The 16,660-nt window shown below is 65.0% G+C and carries 16 protein-coding genes; 1 reads left to right on the top strand and 15 read right to left on the bottom strand.

Features of this window, described 5'->3' with window-relative positions; all coding sequences use genetic code 11:
* Positions 1-121: 121 nt before the first annotated feature.
* From ACQR13_RS31655 to ACQR13_RS31585, 15 genes are all read right to left on the bottom strand, one after another.
* Positions 122-451, bottom strand: coding sequence for a DUF2160 domain-containing protein (locus ACQR13_RS31655; protein ID WP_315717336.1), 330 nt, complete (start codon positions 449-451; stop codon positions 122-124).
* A gap of 187 nt (positions 452-638) precedes the next feature.
* Positions 639-1,445: a carbohydrate ABC transporter permease gene (locus ACQR13_RS31650; RefSeq protein WP_315717337.1), complete on the bottom strand. Its 807-nt coding sequence runs from the start codon at positions 1,443-1,445 to the stop codon at positions 639-641.
* Positions 1,445-2,347: a carbohydrate ABC transporter permease gene (locus ACQR13_RS31645; protein ID WP_315717338.1), complete on the bottom strand. Its 903-nt coding sequence runs from the start codon at positions 2,345-2,347 to the stop codon at positions 1,445-1,447. The genes ACQR13_RS31650 and ACQR13_RS31645 overlap by 1 nt, the downstream gene beginning before the upstream one ends.
* 3 nt (positions 2,348-2,350) lie before the next feature.
* Positions 2,351-3,433 carry an ABC transporter ATP-binding protein gene (locus ACQR13_RS31640; RefSeq protein ID WP_315717339.1) on the bottom strand — a complete coding sequence of 361 codons (1,083 nt, stop codon included), beginning with the start codon at positions 3,431-3,433 and terminating at the stop codon, positions 2,351-2,353.
* Between the two features lie 12 nt (positions 3,434-3,445).
* On the bottom strand, positions 3,446-4,528 hold the full coding sequence (locus ACQR13_RS31635) for an ABC transporter ATP-binding protein (RefSeq protein ID WP_315717340.1): 1,083 nt from the start codon (positions 4,526-4,528) through the stop codon (positions 3,446-3,448).
* Complete coding sequence (glpD, locus tag ACQR13_RS31630) at positions 4,525-6,078, bottom strand: glycerol-3-phosphate dehydrogenase (RefSeq protein ID WP_315750375.1); 1,554 nt, start codon at positions 6,076-6,078, stop codon at positions 4,525-4,527. The genes ACQR13_RS31635 and glpD overlap by 4 nt, the downstream gene beginning before the upstream one ends.
* A 153-nt stretch (positions 6,079-6,231) precedes the next feature.
* Positions 6,232-7,065 carry a DeoR/GlpR family DNA-binding transcription regulator gene (locus tag ACQR13_RS31625; protein ID WP_316201133.1) on the bottom strand — a complete coding sequence of 278 codons (834 nt, stop codon included), beginning with the start codon at positions 7,063-7,065 and terminating at the stop codon, positions 6,232-6,234.
* 144 nt (positions 7,066-7,209) lie between these two features.
* A complete protein-coding gene (locus tag ACQR13_RS31620; RefSeq protein WP_315717343.1) occupies positions 7,210-7,401 on the bottom strand; it encodes a hypothetical protein in 192 nt (63 codons plus the stop codon).
* Between the two features lie 160 nt (positions 7,402-7,561).
* Complete coding sequence (locus ACQR13_RS31615) at positions 7,562-7,834, bottom strand: hypothetical protein (RefSeq protein ID WP_315750373.1); 273 nt, start codon at positions 7,832-7,834, stop codon at positions 7,562-7,564.
* A 373-nt stretch (positions 7,835-8,207) separates the two neighbouring features.
* Positions 8,208-8,636 (bottom strand): acyl-CoA thioesterase, encoded by a 429-nt coding sequence (locus tag ACQR13_RS31610; protein ID WP_315717345.1) that lies wholly within the window; start codon positions 8,634-8,636, stop codon positions 8,208-8,210.
* 46 nt (positions 8,637-8,682) lie between these two features.
* Entirely contained in the window at positions 8,683-9,306 is a 624-nt protein-coding gene (locus ACQR13_RS31605) for a flavin reductase family protein (protein WP_315717346.1), read from the bottom strand.
* Positions 9,307-9,371: 65 nt separating this feature from the next.
* Complete coding sequence (locus ACQR13_RS31600; RefSeq protein WP_315717347.1) at positions 9,372-9,983, bottom strand: TetR/AcrR family transcriptional regulator; 612 nt, start codon at positions 9,981-9,983, stop codon at positions 9,372-9,374.
* Positions 9,984-10,004: 21 nt separating this feature from the next.
* Complete coding sequence (locus tag ACQR13_RS31595; protein ID WP_315750371.1) at positions 10,005-13,145, bottom strand: efflux RND transporter permease subunit; 3,141 nt, start codon at positions 13,143-13,145, stop codon at positions 10,005-10,007.
* Positions 13,146-13,411: 266 nt separating this feature from the next.
* Entirely contained in the window at positions 13,412-14,518 is a 1,107-nt protein-coding gene (locus tag ACQR13_RS31590) for an efflux RND transporter periplasmic adaptor subunit (RefSeq protein WP_315750370.1), read from the bottom strand.
* A gap of 225 nt (positions 14,519-14,743) precedes the next feature.
* Positions 14,744-16,075 carry an MFS transporter gene (locus ACQR13_RS31585; RefSeq protein WP_434863560.1) on the bottom strand — a complete coding sequence of 444 codons (1,332 nt, stop codon included), beginning with the start codon at positions 16,073-16,075 and terminating at the stop codon, positions 14,744-14,746.
* A 128-nt stretch (positions 16,076-16,203) separates the two neighbouring features.
* Here ACQR13_RS31585 and ACQR13_RS31580 point away from each other — a divergent pair, with 128 nt between their 5' ends.
* Positions 16,204-16,638, top strand: coding sequence for a DUF2809 domain-containing protein (locus ACQR13_RS31580; RefSeq protein ID WP_315750368.1), 435 nt, complete (start codon positions 16,204-16,206; stop codon positions 16,636-16,638).
* Positions 16,639-16,660: the final 22 nt, after the last annotated feature.

The following is a 16,660-nucleotide window of genomic DNA, read 5'->3' as shown; positions in this document are numbered from 1 at the left end:
CGAGATAGCTCGCCTTGGTCAGGTGATGCTTCCTAGGTTTCAAGTGTCGCATGCTTTCCTCCTTGAGCGACAGACGTATCCAGGTCCGGGTTGCCCCCGGATCTGCCCCTTTTCACCTGCGTCAGACGGTGCGGAAGATCGCAACGGCTGATGCAAGCGAAATTGCGGTCGCGAGCCACAGGCTCGAAACCTCAAACCCTTCCTCGCCGATCGGCAAGGTCGCAATCGTGTCGGTGCCGACCAGACCGATCCATACGAGATGAATGACGGCGGCCGAGATCAGCGAGATGAACAGCCGGTCGCCGCGCGTGGTCGGGATGCGCAGCACGCCGACCCGCTCGGCCTCCGGGTAGCGCGCGGCGAGCACGATCATGACGCCGAGCGTGCATGCGAGCGCAGCAAAGAAGATCGCGGTCGGCAAGGTCCATGCCATCCATGCGATGCTGTTCATGGCTATCGGCTCCAGGCGGTAATGGGCCCCCTCCCCCGCTTGCGGGGGAGGGTTGGGGTGGGGGCGCCGCGCGTCGGAGCGCCCGAGAGGAGAGATGCCCCCACCCGTATCGCATCTGACGATGCGATACGGCCTCCCCCGCAAGCGGGGGAGGCGGAACGGAGGCCGTGGCAACAAGCGTGCGTCATCACACCCGTCCCAGCGCGAAGCCGCGCGCGATGTAGTTGCGGACGAACCAGATGACGAGCGCCCCGGGGATGATCGTGAGCACGCCGGCAGCCGCGAGCAGACCCCAATCCATGCCGGACGCCGAGACGGTGCGCGTCATCACCGCCGAGATCGGCTTGGCGTCGACGGAGGTCAGCGTGCGCGCGAGCAGCAGTTCGACCCAGGAGAACATGAAGCAGAAGAAGGCGGCGACGCCGATGCCGCTCGCGATCAGCGGCACCAGGATCTTCACGAAGAAGCGCGGAAACGAGTAGCCGTCGAGGAACGCCGTCTCGTCGATCTCGCGCGGCACCGACGACACGAAGCCTTCGAGGATCCAGACCGCGAGCGGGATATTGAAGATGCAATGCGCCAGCGCCACCGCCCAGGGCGTATCGAACAGGCCGATCGCCGAATACAGATTGAAGAACGGCAGCGCGTAGACCGCAGCCGGCGCCATGCGGTTCGACAGCAGCCAGAAGAACAGGTGCTTGTCGCCAAGGAAGCGGTACCGCGAGAATGCATAGGCCGCCGGCAGCGCCACGAGGATCGAGATCACCGTGTTGATGATCACGTATTTCAGCGAGTTGATGTAGCCGGAATACCAGCTCTCGTCGGTGAAGATGCGCATGTAGTTGGCCAGCGTCGGCTGATGCGGCCACAAGTTCATCGTGGTGACGATCTCGTTGTTGGTCTTGAAGCTCATGTTGACGAGCCAGTAGATCGGCAACAGCAGGAAGACCAGGAATAGCGAGATGATGATCCGACGGCCCGGAATGGTGTTCATCACGCGCCCCCTTTCACCGGCCGCCGCTCGGCGCCGGCATTGGTCATGATGGTGTAGAACACCCAGCAGACGATCAGGATGATCAGATTGTAGACCAGCGACAGGGCAGCCGCCTTGCCGAGATCGAACTGGCCGAGCGCGATCTTGACGAGCTCGATCGAGATGAAGGTCGTCGAATTGCCCGGCCCGCCGCCTGTGACGACGAACGGCTCGGTGTAGATCATGAAGCTGTCCATGAAGCGCAGCAGCACGGCGATCAGCAGCACGCGATGCATCTTGGGCAGCTGGATCGCGGTGAACACCGCCCAGCGCGAGGCGCCGTCGATCTGCGCAGCCTGGTAATAGGCGTCGGGGATCGACTTCAGGCCGGCATAGCACAGCAGCGCTACCAGGCTGGTCCAGTGCCAGACGTCCATCAAGATGACCGTAAACCAGGCGTCGGCGTCGTTCGAGACGTAATTGTAGTCCAGGCCGATGGCGTTGAGCGTGTAGCCGAGCAGGCCGATGTCGGAGCGGCCGAAGATCTGCCAGATCGTGCCGACCACGTTCCACGGAATCAGAAGTGGCAGCGCCAGCACGACGAGGCAGAACGCCACGGTCCATCCGCCCCGCGGCATCGACAGCGCCACGACGATTCCGAGCGGAACCTCGATGGCCAGGATCGCGAGCGAGAAGATCAGGTTACGCCCGAGCGAGGCGAGAAAGCGCCCGCCGAGATCGGTCGAGGGATCGAGCAGCTCCTTGAACCAGCCGACGCCATTCCAGAAGAACTGGTTGTTGCCGAACGTGTCCTGCATCGAATAGTTCACCACCGTCATCAGCGGCAGGACAGCGGAGAACGCCACCAGCAGGAACACCGGCAGCACCAGGAACCAGGCCTTGTTGTTGATGGTCTTGTCCATCACTCAGGCTCCCTCGACGAGACGGCTGTCGGCATAGACGTGGACATAGGCTGGATCGAACTTCAGCCCGATCGCCGAGCCCTGCGGCGAGAAGCCGGCCGGCAGGCGCGCGGCGAACTTGACGTCGCCGACGCGAACGCGGGCGAAACGGATGCGGCCGAGATCGTCGACGCGTTCGATATTGGCGTCGAGCAGGCCCGGTCCGGGTTGAGCGACATCGACGAATTCCGGGCGGACGCCGATCTCGATCTTGGCGCCGGCCGGCAGCGCGTCGTAGCTGCGCGACAGCGTCAGGGTGTGGCCATCGATGCGGGCCTCGCGTCCCTTCACCTCGGCGGAGAGGATGTTCATGCCGGGCGAGCCGATGAAGTAGCCGACGAAGGTATGCGCCGGCTTGTCGAACAATTCCGCGGGCGTGCCGCTCTGCACCACGCGGCCGTCATGCATGACGACGACGGTGTCGGCGAAGGTCAGCGCCTCGGTCTGGTCGTGGGTGACGTAGATCATCGTCAGGTCGAGCTCGCGATGCAGCGCCTTCAGCTTGGAGCGCAGCTGCCATTTCAGCTCGGGATCGATCACGGTCAGCGGCTCGTCGAACAACACGGCGGCGACGTCGGAGCGCACCAGGCCGCGGCCGAGCGAGATCTTCTGCTTGGCGTCGGCGGTGAGCCGCGTCGCCTTGCGATGGAGGTCCGGCGTCAGGTCCAAGAGCCGCGCGATCTCGGCGACGCGCTTGTCGATCTCCGCTTTCGGCACGCCGCGGTTCTTGAGCGGAAAGGCGAGGTTCTCGCCGACCGTCATCGTGTCGTAGATCACCGGAAACTGGAACACCTGCGCGATGTTGCGCTCGCGGGTCGAGGCTTTGGTGATGTCGGTGCCGTCGAACAGGATCTTGCCGTGCGAAGGCGTCAGAATGCCGGAGATCAAGTTGAGCAGCGTGGTCTTGCCGCAGCCGGACGGGCCGAGCAGCGCATAGGCGCCGCCCTGGCGCCAGGTCATCGTCACCGGCTTCAGCGCGTAGCTCTCGATATCGCCGCTGTTGCCGTTGTAGGCGTGGGCGAGATCGACGAGGTCAATGCGGGCCATGCGGCATCTCCCTCAGATCGCCGGCGCGGCGACCAGGCGGTCGCCAGCGTCGAACACGAACACATTGGACGGATCGAGCACCGCGTCGAGGATCTCGCCGGGCTCGTATTCATGGACGCCGTGCAGCACGGAGACCCAGTTCATGCCGTCGCGCGTCAGATGCACGAAGCTCTCCGATCCCGTGATCTCGGTGACCGAGACGATCGCAGGAAAGGCATGGCGGCCGTGGCTGCCATCGCCTTTGCCAAGCCCGAGCTGATGCGGGCGGAAGCCCACGCGATAGGCGCCATCGGGCAGATCAGCATAGAGGCCTACCGCCGGCGCCTTGACCCCGCCGGCGTACTCCACGCTCTCGCCGCGCTTCTGGATCTCGACCGTATTCATCGGCGGGTCCGAGAACACCTGGCCGACACGCAAGGTGTCGGGTCGGCGATACACGGCCGCAGTATCGCCGGCCTGCAGCGCCTGCCCTTCCCACATGCAGATGGTGCGGCCGCCGAGCAGCAGCGCCTCCGACGGCTCGGTGGTGGCGTAGACGAAGATTGCGCCGGATGCCTCGAAGATGCGCGGCAGCTCGGTGCGCAGCTCCTCGCGCAGCTTGTAGTCGAGATTGGCGAGCGGCTCGTCCAGCAGCACGAGGTCCGCACCCTTCACCAGGGCGCGCGCGATCGCGGTGCGCTGCTGCTGGCCGCCGGAGAGCTGCAGCGGCGTACGCTTCAGATAGGGCTCGAGCCGGAGCAGCCGGGCTGCTTCCGCCACGCGCTTCTCGATCTCCTGGCGCGACTTGCCTTGCACGCGCAACGGCGAAGCGATGTTCTCATAGACCGAGAGCGAGGGATAGTTGATGAACTGCTGATAGACCATCGCGACCGAGCGCTGCCGCACGTCGGCGCCGGTGACGTCCTTGCCGTCGACCAGCACCCGCCCCGTGGTCGGCCGGTCGAGGCCGGCGAGCAGCCGCATGATCGAGGTCTTGCCGGACAGCGTCGGCCCGAGCAGCACGCTCAGCGTACCGCGCTGCAACGTCAGCGAGACGTCGCGAATGGTGGTCACGCCGTCGACAATTCGGGAGACGTGATCGAGCGTCACGCTCATGCGCGCCCTCCCGCCTCACGCGCCGGCACGGCGGAGCGCTCGCGATTGGCTGTGATCCACGCATCGAGCGCGGCGATCTCAGCCGCCGACATCCGCAACCCCAGCTTCGATCGCCGCCACACGATGTCCTCGGCCGTCAACGCCCACTCGTTCGTCATCAGGTACCTGACTTCACGCTCCGTCAAGGTGCCACCGAAATCCTGGCCGAGATCGGCCAAAGATGTCGCACCGGCGAGCATGGCCGCAGCCCGCGTGCCATAGGCATGGGCGATCCGCTTCGCATGTGCATCCGACAGGAACGGATAGGTCTTGCGGAGATCCGCAATCAACGGCCCGACGGCCGAAACCTTCATGTCGCCGCCGGGCAGCGACGCCTTGCCGGTCCATCCCTCCTCCGCCTTGCCCCCTTTCACATAGGGCGCGAGACGCTCCAGCGCCTCTTCCGACAGGCGCCGGTAGGTGGTGATCTTGCCGCCATAGATCGACAGCAGCGGCAAGCCGCCGGGCGTATCGAGCTCGAACACGTAGTCGCGGGTCGCCGCCTTGGCCTCGGAGGCGCCGTCGTCATAGAGCGGCCGCACGCCGGAATAGCTCCACACAACGTCGGCCGGCGTCACCGGCTTGGCGAGATATTCCCCGAGCGCGGCGCAGAGATAGGCGATCTCCTCGTCGGTCGCCTTCACCTTGGCCGGATCACCCTGATAGTCGCGATCGGTGGTGCCGATCAGCGTGAAATCCTGCTGATAGGGAATGGCGAAGATGATACGGCCGTCGGCGTTCTGGAAGATGTAGGCGCGATCGTGATCGTAGAGCTTGCGCACCACGATGTGCGAGCCCTGCACCAGCCGCACCTTGGCCTTGGCATTGACGCCGGCGCCGGTCGCCAGCACCTGCTCGACCCAGGGACCGGCGGCATTGACCAGCGCGCGCGCCTTGATGGTCTCGCGCTCGCCGGTCTGCGTGTTATCGGTCGTGACCAGCCAATGGCCGCCATCCTGACGGATCTCGGTCGCGCGCGCGCGGGTGCGGATGACGGCGCCGCGATCGGCAGCATCCCGCGCGGTCAGCACGACCAGACGCGCATCGTCGACGAAGCAGTCGGAATATTCGAAGCCCTTGCTGTAGCGCCCGGGGATCAAGGGGCGGCCGACCTCGTCGCTGCGCAGGTTCACCGACCGCGTCGGCGGCAGCAGCTTGCGGCCGCCGAGATGGTCATAGAGGAACAGGCCGAGGCGCAGCAGCCAGGCCGGGCGCAGCCCCGAATGATGCGGCAGCACGAAGCGCAGCGGACGGATGATGTGGGGCGCGATCTGCCACAGGACTTCGCGCTCGATCAGCGCCTCGCGGACCAGCCGGAACTCGTAATATTCGAGATAGCGCAGGCCGCCATGCACGAGCTTGGTCGACCAGGACGAGGTTCCGCTCGCCAGATCATTCATTTCACAAAGGAAAACGGAATTTCCGCGTCCGGCCGCATCGCGCGCGATGCCGCAACCGTTCACGCCGCCTCCGATAATGGCGAGGTCGTAGATCCGCTCCAACAGACGCATCCCCCGGCAATCGCCTTGACTGCGGCGATTTCACTTTCGGTTTCGAGTTAAACACAAACGAAAGTGAAAGCAAATCGAAATTCGCATGTTGGGCCGCGGTTGGGCAAAACCTGCCCAAACCGGGATCAAGGAGCCTGCGAGAGTGGCGGAAAGTCAGGCGCGGCGGAGCACGGCGGACCCCGCCGTTTCGGTTGCCTCTGCGGCGTCGTCGACCTCGTCGGCGGACATCGCCGAGACCACCTCGATGCCGCGGCTATGGCAGAGGCTGGCCAGTCCGTCCGGCAGCGGCCGGTCGGTGACGAAGGTCTGGATCTGGCTGAGATGGGCGATGCGCACCGGCGCGCTGCGGTGGAGCTTGGTGGAATCGGCCACCAGCATCACGCTGCGGGCATTGGCGATGATCGCCTGCGCCACCTGGACTTCGCGATAGTCGAAGTCGAGCAGCGCGCCCTCCTCGTCGATCGCGGATGCGCCGATGATCGCATAGTCGACCTTGAACTGGCCGATCAGCTGCGTCGCGGTCGATCCGATCACGCCGCCGTCTGAGCGCCGCACCGTGCCGCCGGCCACGATCACCTCGATGCGCGGATGCGGATAAAGCAGCATCGCGACGTTGAGATTGTTGGTGATGACGAGCAGGTCCTGGTGCGACGACAGCGCGCTCGCCACCTCCTCCGTCGTGGTGCCGATATTGATGAACAGCGAGGAGCCGTTCGGAATCCGCGCGGCTGCGACCGCACCGATCGCCTTCTTCTCGTCGGCAGCGACGAAGCGCCGCGCCTCGTAGGCGAGATTCTCGACGCCGGAGGCGATGATGGCCCCGCCATGGATGCGCGTCAGCGCGCGCTGCTCGCACAGATCGTTGAGGTCCTTGCGGATGGTCTGGGCCGAGACTTCGAAGCGGCGCGCGAGATCCTCCACCATGACGCGGCCGGAGGCGCGCGCGATGTTGAGGATGTCGGTCTGACGTTGAGAGAGGACGGCCATGGCAAGCTTTCAGGGACAAGCTGCACCATGGTGATGCTGATCGAGTCAAGCGTCAATCGGCAAGCACTGGGCGCATCGCAGCAATCGCCTGAAACGTCGCGCGCGGTCTGGTCCGGCCGACGTCCACCGCGTGCGCCCGTCTGCTCAGGCGGCTGCGCTCAGCTCGCCGGTCACGAGCCGAATCGCGGCGCGTTCGGCTTCGCGGGCATTGCGAAACACCTGGCCCTCGAGGGCATTGAAGCGATGGGACGCCGCGAAGAAGCGGAAGCCGCCGCGGTCGCGGACGACGATCCCCGCCGCCTGGGAGCTGACCTCGATGATGTAGGTGTCGGACATTGCGCAATCCCGTCGTTCATTCCGGGGCGTATAACCGAGCTCCATGACGAATGTTCCGTGCAGGGAGCCACCGGCCATTCCGATGTGAATGCCAACAGGAAATTGTGTGGATGTTATGTTGGCTGCGCTGCACGCACTCACGCCGTGACCCCTTGCCGAATCAGTGCGGATCATCCGGCACGAGCGTCACCTTGCGCAGCGACGCATCGGCTCCGCCGAGACGGTGTTGATGCTGACCAAGCAACTGATAGATCGTGCGCAGATCCCTCAACACCTCGACGTGATGTTCACGAAACGCGCTGAGCTGATTCTCGTAGACGCAAATCCTGCGCTCGGCGTGGAGAAGCCGCTGCTGCAGCTTCTTCAGGACCTGCAAGGTCAGTTTCTCGTCAACGTCCGACATGGACTTCCTCCCACCCTGTTCGCGCAACACGCCCCCGCCGTTTCCTCTGTGCCGGCAATTTTTTCCGGCTGGCATTTTTTGCCTTGTGGATCGAAAACGAACTGCCGTCAGCGCTGCTCGTCCGAATGTGTCACTCGAAGCACGCAATACGGCAGAGACGCGGCAACGCGCAGCCAAGCAACCAGAACTTGCAATTATCGTAAAGACGCTCGCCCTGTGGACAAGGCGCATCTCGCGCGAGAGTGATCGCGGCAGACGCCGAGCGCGCATGCTCGGCCTTCGCGTCTCCGTCCCGCCCGGCCCAAACAAACGCGTATCGCCGGATCGCGGTTCCTTATGCCGAGCGAGCGACATATGCGGCGGATTAACAGAGGTTACTTGCGCCGACAGACCGCGAATGTGATCAGGCTGTGACGGAGCCGTCGCGCCGGATCGGCTGCGGCCGGCCATCGTCGTCGATCGACACGTAGGTGAAGTTGCCGTCGGTGACGAGGATCGGCTGCTCCTCCTTCCGGCGCAGCACCCAGGCTTCGAGACGCACCGTCATCGAGGTGCGGCCGACGCGGACGAGATGCGCATAGACCGAAACGAGATCGCCGACATACACCGCCTTGCGGAAGTTCATCGCCTCGATCGCGACCGTCACCGTGCGCGACTTCGCGACCTTGGCGGCGTACACGCCGCCGCCGACGTCCATCTGGCTGAGCAGCCAGCCGCCGAAGATGTCGCCATTGGCATTGGTGTCGGCCGGCATCGCCAGGGTGCGGATGCAGAGATCGCCGCGGGGCTCGGTCGGCGCGGACAGCGCGGCATGGACGGTCGCTTCGGTCACGTCGGGTGGTCTCCAATTGCAGCAGCGTTCAAGAGGCGCAAGTCCGTCAGTCCGGCCTCGCCATTTCGAACATCGCCTCCTGCATGATCTCGAAATAGTCGCCGCGACGCCCGGCACGGACGATCGGATGCGCCAGCGCCGTCTGGTAGACGCCATCCTTGATCAGCGTCTTGTCGATATGCACGCCGACCACCTCGCCGAGCGTCAGCCAGGCCTGCGCCTTGGCACCGTCGGCGCCCTGCAGCTGGATGATCTGCGTCACCTTGCACTCGAACGCGACAGGGCTTTCGCCGACGCGCGGCACGTTGACGAACTTGCAAGCTACCGGCGTCACGCCCGCAAGCTTGAACTCGTCGACCTCGCGCGCGACATGCGCGGCGGTCGCATTCATCTGCGTCGCCAGGCCGCGCGTCACCAGGTTCCAGACGAACTCGCCGGTGTCCTGGATGTTGGCGACCGAGTCCTTCCACTGCGTCGAGGAGAAGCCGATGATCGGCGGCGTGTAGTTGAAGGCGTTGAAAAAGCTGTACGGCGCAAGGTTGACGTGACCGTCCGGATCACGCGACGAGATCCAGCCGATCGGACGCGGCGCGACGATGGCGTTGAAGGGATCGTGGCGCAGGCCGTGGCCGTTCTTCGGTTCGTAGAAATGCAGATCCCGTTCGGTCACGCCGTCGTCCCTTCCGTCATTGCGGGGAGCGCAAGCGACGAAGCTTCGCTCGAATGACGGCGAACTTAGCTTGCAGCGCGCCTGGAACCAAGGCCTGACAGCACGAAATCGATCATCTCGTCGATCGTCGGGCCCGGCTTGGTCGCGCATTGCGCGATCATCTGCGGATGGAAGAAGCGCATCATCGCGGTCGTCGCACATTTTGCCGCCAGCGGCAGATCGGTGACCGCGAATTCGCCGGACGCCGCGCCCTGCCCGATCACCCGGCCGATGATTTCGGTGATCAGCAGCATGTGCGCCTCGCAGACGTCCCAGCTCTCCTCCATCGCCACCGCGACCATCTCGTGCAGCTTGCTGTCGCCGACATAGCGCTCGGTGTTCATGCGATGGATCGTGCCGAGCAGCTCGCGCAGCCGCGGCGCCGCCGGGCCGGGCCGCTCCGCGATCATGATGGCGGCCGCCTCGACCTGGGCCATCAGCGTGTGGGCGACCCCCCGGTGGATCGCCTTCTTGGAGTCGAAGAACCGGTAGACATTCGCCGGGCTCATACGGAGCTCCTTGGCGATGTCGGCGACGGTCGTCTTCTGGTAGCCGATCTGTCGAAACAGGCGCTCAGCAACGACGAGAATGCGCTCGTGCGTATCGGATTCGATATGGTCGGAAACCAGGGTCATCATGCCTGCGATCTTGTTGGTCCTTCATTCGGCGGCCTCGGCCAGAGGAAGCGCGGGCCTCGGCACGTCAGTGTGCTGCGCTGCGGAATGATCCGCGTCTTTCGCTCCGCGCTCGTCGAGACTCTTGCGGAACCATAGGGCATACAATCCAGGCAAGTACAGCAGCGTCAGGAAGGTTGCAACGAACAACCCGCCCATGATGGTGATCGCCATCGGGCCCCAGAACGCCGAGCGCGACAGCGGGATCATGGCGAGGATCGCGGCGAGCGCGGTCAGCACCACAGGGCGGGCACGGCGCACCGTGGCCTCGATGATCGCCTCCTTGCGGGTCAGGCCATGGGCAACGTCGGTCTCGATCTGATCGACCAGGATCACCGCGTTGCGCATGATCATGCCGGCGAGCGCGATCAGGCCGAGCAGCGCCACGAAGCCGAACGGCGCGTTGGCGACATTGAGCCCGAGCGAGGCGCCGACGATGCCGAGCGGCGCGGTCAGGAACACCAGGATCAGCCGTGAGAAGCTCTGCAGCTGGATCATCAGCAGGGTCAGCATCACGATGACCATCAGCGGAAACAGCACGAAGATCGAGGCATTGCCCTTGGCGGATTCCTCGAACGCACCGCCGGCCTCGATCCGGTAGGCGGGCGCGAGGTGGTTGCGGATATCCTGCAGCTTCGGCGAGATCTGGTTGGTGACATCCGGCGCCTGGACGCCATCCGCCACGTCGGCGCGCACCGTGATCGCCATGTCGCGGTTGCGACGCCACAGGATCGGCTCCTCGTGGGAATACTCGATCTTGGCGATCTGCTGCAGCGGCACGGCCACGCCGTTCTTCGAGGTGATGGTGAGGTCGCCGACATGGGCGAGATCCAGCCGTTCGGACGGCGCCGCACGGGCGACGACGCCGACCTTCTCGATGCCGTCACGGATGGTCGTGACCTGCACGCCGGAGATCAGCATCGCCAGCGACTGCGACACGTCCTGCGGGGTCAGGCCGAGCGCGCGGGCACGATCCTGGTCGACGACCAGCTTGAGGTAGGGCGACTGCTCGTTCCAGTCGAGCTGCGGATCCCTGACATTCGGGTTCTGGCGCATGACGTCGCGCACCTGATGGGCGATCTCGCGTACCTTCGCCGCATCCGGGCCAATGACGCGGAACTGGACCGGGAAGCCGACCGGCGGACCGAAATTGAAGCGATCGACGCGGACGCGCGCTTCGTTCAGCTCGCCATTCGCAGCCGCGGTCTCGATCTTGGCCTTGATGCGCTCGCGCGCGGCGACGTCCTTGGCGACGATCACGATCTCGGCGAAGGCCTCGTTCGGAAGTTGCGGGTTGAGGCCGAGCCAGAACCGCGGCGAGCCCTGCCCGACATAGGCGGTGTAGGTCTCGATGTCCTTGTCGTCCTTGAGCAGCTTCTCTGCTGATTTGGCAGCCTTCTCGGTGACACCGAATGCGGTGCCCTCCGGCAGCCGCAACTGCAGGAACAGCTCGGGGCGTTCCGACAGCGGGAAGAACTGCTGCTGGACGTGGCCGAAGGCCACGATCGATGCCGCGAACACGCCGACCGTCGCAGCGACTGTGGTGATGCGGTGATCGACGCACCAGCGGATCACGCGGCGCAGGCCGCGATACATGCGCGTATCGTAGATCGCGTGCTCATCATGGTCGTGATGAACCTTGATGTCGGGCAGCAGCTTGACGCCGATATAGGGCGTGAAGATCACCGCGACGAACCACGACGCGACCAGCGCGATGGCGACGATCCAGAAGATGCTGCCGGCATATTCGCCGACCGCCGAATTGGCAAAGCCGATCGGCAGGAAGCCGGCGGCCGTGACCAGGGTGCCGGTCAGCATCGGGAACGCGGTGGATTCCCAGGCAAACGACGCGGCGCGCATCCGGTCCCAGCCCTGCTCCATCTTCACCACCATCATCTCGACCGCGATGATGGCATCGTCGACCAGCAGGCCGAGCGCGATGATGAGGGCGCCGAGCGAGATGCGGTGCAGGTTGAGCCCCATGATGTTCATGACGATGAAGACGAGTCCGAGCACCAGCGGCACCGACAGCGCCACCACGATGCCGGTGCGCCATCCCAGCGCCAGGAACGACACGAACAGCACGATCACCAGCGCCTCGACGAACGAGTGCACGAACTCGCTGACGGCGTGCTCGACCACCTTGGGCTGGTCTGCGATCTGCTCGATCTCGATGCCCTGCGGCACCGCCTTCATGAAATCGTCGGCGGCGGCGTGCACCTCCTTGCCGAGCTCCAGGATGTTGGCCTCCTTGGCCGTGACCACGCCGATGCCGAGCGCGGGCTTGCCCTCCTGCCGCACCTTGAAGCTCGGCGGATCGACGTAGCCGTGGGTGACGGTCGCGATGTCGCCGAGCCGGAACACGCGTCCGTTGCTTTCGACCGGCGTCTCCGCCACCGCCTTGGCGCCGTCGAGCGCGCCGGTGACGCGCAGCGGCACGCGCTGCGACGAGGTCTCGACCGTGCCGGCCGGGGTCACATTGTTCTGCTTGGCCAACGAATCGAACAGGGCCTGCGGTGTGACGCCGAGCGTGGCGAGCTTGGCATGGCTGAACTCGACATAGATGCGCTCGTCCTGGGTGCCGTAGAGATTGACCTTGGTGACGCCGGTGACCTTGAGCAGGCGCTGGCGCAGGCCTTCGGCGGTCTTCTTCAATTGCGCATAATCGGCGCCGTCGCCGGTCATCATGAACAAGATGGAATCGACGTCGGAGAACTCGTCATTGACGAACGGCCCGACGATGCCCGACGGCAGCGACGACTGCACGTCGTCGAGCTTCTTGCGGATCAGGTAGAACAGATGCGGCACCTCTGCCGGCGGCGTCGAATCGCGGAAGGTCACCTGCATCGCGGTGAAGGCCGGCTTCGAATAGGTCTGCACCTTCTCGAAGTAAGGCAGCTCCTGCAGCTTCTTCTCGATGGGGTCGGCGACCTGGCTCTGCATCTCGGCCGCCGTCGCGCCCGGCCACATCACCGAGACGTTGACGACCTTGACGGTGAAGAACGGATCTTCGGCACGGCCGAGCTTCTGATAGGAGAAGAAGCCGGCGACGCCGAGCGCGATGATCAGGAACAGCACCAGCGGCGGATGATTGACCGCCCAGGCCGACAGGTTGAACCGCTTCATGGGTGCTCTCCGATGATCCGATATCGCTATTCCAGGCCATTCTCAGTGATCGTCATTGCGAGCGAAGCGACTTGTCCGCCATAGCCCGAAGGGCGACGGTGGAAGCAATCCAGGAATCCTTCCGTGGAAACAGTCTGGATTGCTTCGTCGCTTCGCTCCTCGCAATGACAACCATTACTTTCGTCATTCCGGGGCGATGCGAAGCATCGAACCCGGAATCTCGAGGTTCCGGGTTCGCACTGCGTGCGCCCGGAACGACAGGAGAACTAGAACGTCAGCGCTGACACGACCCGCACCTTCTGGGCGGGATCGATCTTCTGCACGCCGAGCGCCACGACCTTGTCGCCCTCGTCGACGCCTGACGTGACGAGCACATCCTTGCTGTCATAGGCCTTCACCTTCACCGGCTTCAGCGTCACCTCGCCCTTGTCGTTGACGACATAGAGCGACGGATCGCGGCCCTCGCTGAACAGCGCCGACAGCGGCAGCCGCGCGACGCGCGTGGTGGCGGGATCGGCGAGCGTCAAGGTCGCGGTCATACCGAGCGAGACGGCTTCGCCGGCGTCCGGCAGCGAGAACTTGGCGAGATAGGTGCGCGTCGCGGAATCGGCGGTGGGCGCGATCTCGCGCAGCTTCGCCGCATATTTCTTGTCGGCTTCCGACCACAGCGTGACGTAGGCGCTACCGGTCTTGGCGCGTTCGAGCAGGGTCTCCGGGATCGCGACCACCGCCTCCTTCTCTGCGAAACGCGCGACACGGATCGCCGCCTGGCCGGCGGCAACGACCACGCCTGGCTCGATCATGCTCGCGGTGACGACACCGCGCGCGTCCGCAACCAGCGTCGCGTAGGACAGCGAGTTGCGGGTCAGTTCGACCGAGCGTTCGGCACGGTTGAGCCGTGCCCTCGCCTCGTCGGCGGACGCCCTGGCCTGGTCCATCTGAGCATCGGTGGTCCAGCCCTTGGCCCGCAGCTCCTTGGCTCGGGTCTCGGCGGCGGACGCCTGCGCAAGCACGCCGGTGGCGGCGCGGAATTCGGCTTCGGCCTGCTCGGCCTGGAGCTTCAGGTCGACCTCGTCGAGCGTGGCGAGCGGCTGGCCGACATCGACGGTCTGGCCGACCTCGACCAGGCGCTTGGCGACCTTGCCGGCGACGCGGAAGCCGATATCGGCCTCGATGCGCGGCCTGATGGTGCCGACGAAGCTGCGTTCAGGCGTCTCGGCCTCGTAATGCACGGGGGCGACCAGCACCGGCCGGATCGGCTCGGCTTTCTGGGCGACGGTTTCATTGCACCCGGCCAGGGCGACGGCCATGGTGGCCAGCGCAAGACCAGTCAACAGCTTGGTATAGCTCGCGAAAATCAGGCGGATCAACATGGGGCACCCTCGCTGCAGTTGCGAGGAAGTGTCGAATGTTGAGTGACGATTGTCAATATTCGTCAGTGATCATGACTTCGTGAACATCTGGACATGTTGCCGCAGGTGCTCATTGGCGCGGCAGGCAGGCTCTGAACTGCGTCAATGCCCATCCCCGCCGTCCTTTCGGGGCCGTGCCGGACAACGGTCGAAAGCCGAATGCCGATCACAGCATGCACGTGGGACTCACTCCGCCGGCGCCTGGTCCGCGAATTCGACCCTGCTCTCATGGCCGCCGAAGAACACGAGCAGCCCGGCGATCAGCGGCAACACCGACAGCGCGAGCAGGCCGTGGGTGGTGGAGCCGGTGGTGTCCTTGATCCAGCCGACCAGATAGGGACCGCCGAAGCCGGCGAGATTGCCGATCGAGTTGATCAGCGCGATGGCGCCGGCCGCGGCCGTGCCCGACAGCCACGCCGTGGGCAAGGTCCAGAACACGCCGAAGACGCAGAACACGCCGATCGCGGCGACCGTCAGCGCGACCATGGTGAGCGTGGGATCGCCGATCACGCTCGAGGCGGCCAGCGCGACAGCGATCAGGATCAGCGGCGCGCCGACATGGATCACGCGCTCGCGCGTCGCATCGGAATGCCGCGCCCACAGGATCATCGCGACGGTGCCGAACGCATAGGGGATCGCGGTGACGAAGCCGGTCTGCACATTGCTCAGTCCGAACGCCTTGACGATCTGCGGCAGCCAGAACTGCATGCCGTAGAGCGCGCCGACGAAGCCGAAATAGATCAGGCTGAGCACGATCACCTTGGGCGACGACAGCGCCTCACCGAGCGTCATGTGTCCGGCGGCCTGCTTCGCCGCCGTTTCGGCCTCGAGCCTTGCCGCGAGCCAGGCCTTCTGCTCCGCCGACAGCCAGGCCGCGTGCTCCGGCCGGTCGGTCAAATAGAACCAGGTGACGACGCCGAGGATGATGGACGGAATTCCCTCGATGATGAACAGCCACTGCCAGCCCTGCAGCCCCATCAGGCCGTGCATGCCGAGCAGCAGGCCGGAGACGGGCGCGCCGATCACGGTCGAAATCGGCACGGCAACCGCGAAGGCGGCGAGGAAGCGCGCACGATACTGCGCGGGATACCAGTGAGTGAGATAGAGGATGATGCCGGGAAAGAATCCGGCCTCGGCGACGCCGAGCAGGAAGCGCAGCGTGTAGAAGCTCCAGGGGCCCGAGACCACGGCCATCAGCGCCGAGATGATCCCCCAGGTCACCATGATGCGGGCGATCCAGCGGCTGGCGCCGAACTTCTCCAGCGCGAGATTGCTCGGCACCTCGAAGATGAAATAGCCGATGAAGAAGATGCCCGCGCCCCAGGCGAACACCAGCGGCGAGAATTTCAGCTCCGCGTTCATGGTCAGCGCGGCGAAGCCGAGATTGACGCGATCCAGATAGGAGAAGAAATAGGCCAGCACCAGAAAGGGAATCAGCCGCCAGGAGATCGCGCGGATGGTCGCGGCCTCGATGTCGGAGCGGCCAGGTGCGGCCGGAGTGGTGGCGGACGGACTCATCGATCTCCTCCCGGGAGCTTTCTGGACATTGATAGTTGAAGGCGGTGTTGAGCATCGGTCGTGGCAAGTCAATCGGAAAACCTGACATCCCACAGCCCGTCGGCGCATCGCGGGGGCGCGGCGCGCGCATGACGCCGCTATCCTCCTGGTGGCCGCCGCGCGCCGGCAAGCGCCGCCGCGCCGCGATGGCGTTTGCGACGGCACTGATCATGATCGCGCTCGGGCTCGCACTGCGCTTCGCCGGTCTCGGCCTCGGAGCGCCCGCCTTCATCGTCAAGTATGGCGGCTCCCTCCTCTGGGCGACGATGGTTTACATGCTGCTCGTCGCGCTGCTGCCGCGGATGTCACCGTGGCAGATCGGCGGGCTGGCGCTCGCCGTCACCGTGATCGTCGAGGCCAGCCGTCTGGTCCACACGCCGTGGCTCGACGGCTTCCGCCTGACGCTTGCAGGTGCGCTGCTGCTCGGCCGCATCTTCTCGCTCTGGAACATCGTCGTCTATGCCGCCGGCATACTGCTCGGCATCGCCGTCGATCGCGCGGCGATGCGCCGCGCATTGCCGTAGGTGCGCCGGCAGGAAAGGACGA

This window comes from Bradyrhizobium sp. HKCCYLRH3059 (genome assembly GCF_051168035.1).
GTDB lineage: Bacteria > Pseudomonadota > Alphaproteobacteria > Rhizobiales > Xanthobacteraceae > Bradyrhizobium.
Note: the sequence above shows the minus strand (reverse complement) of the source record. Positions and strands in the feature narration are given on the sequence as shown.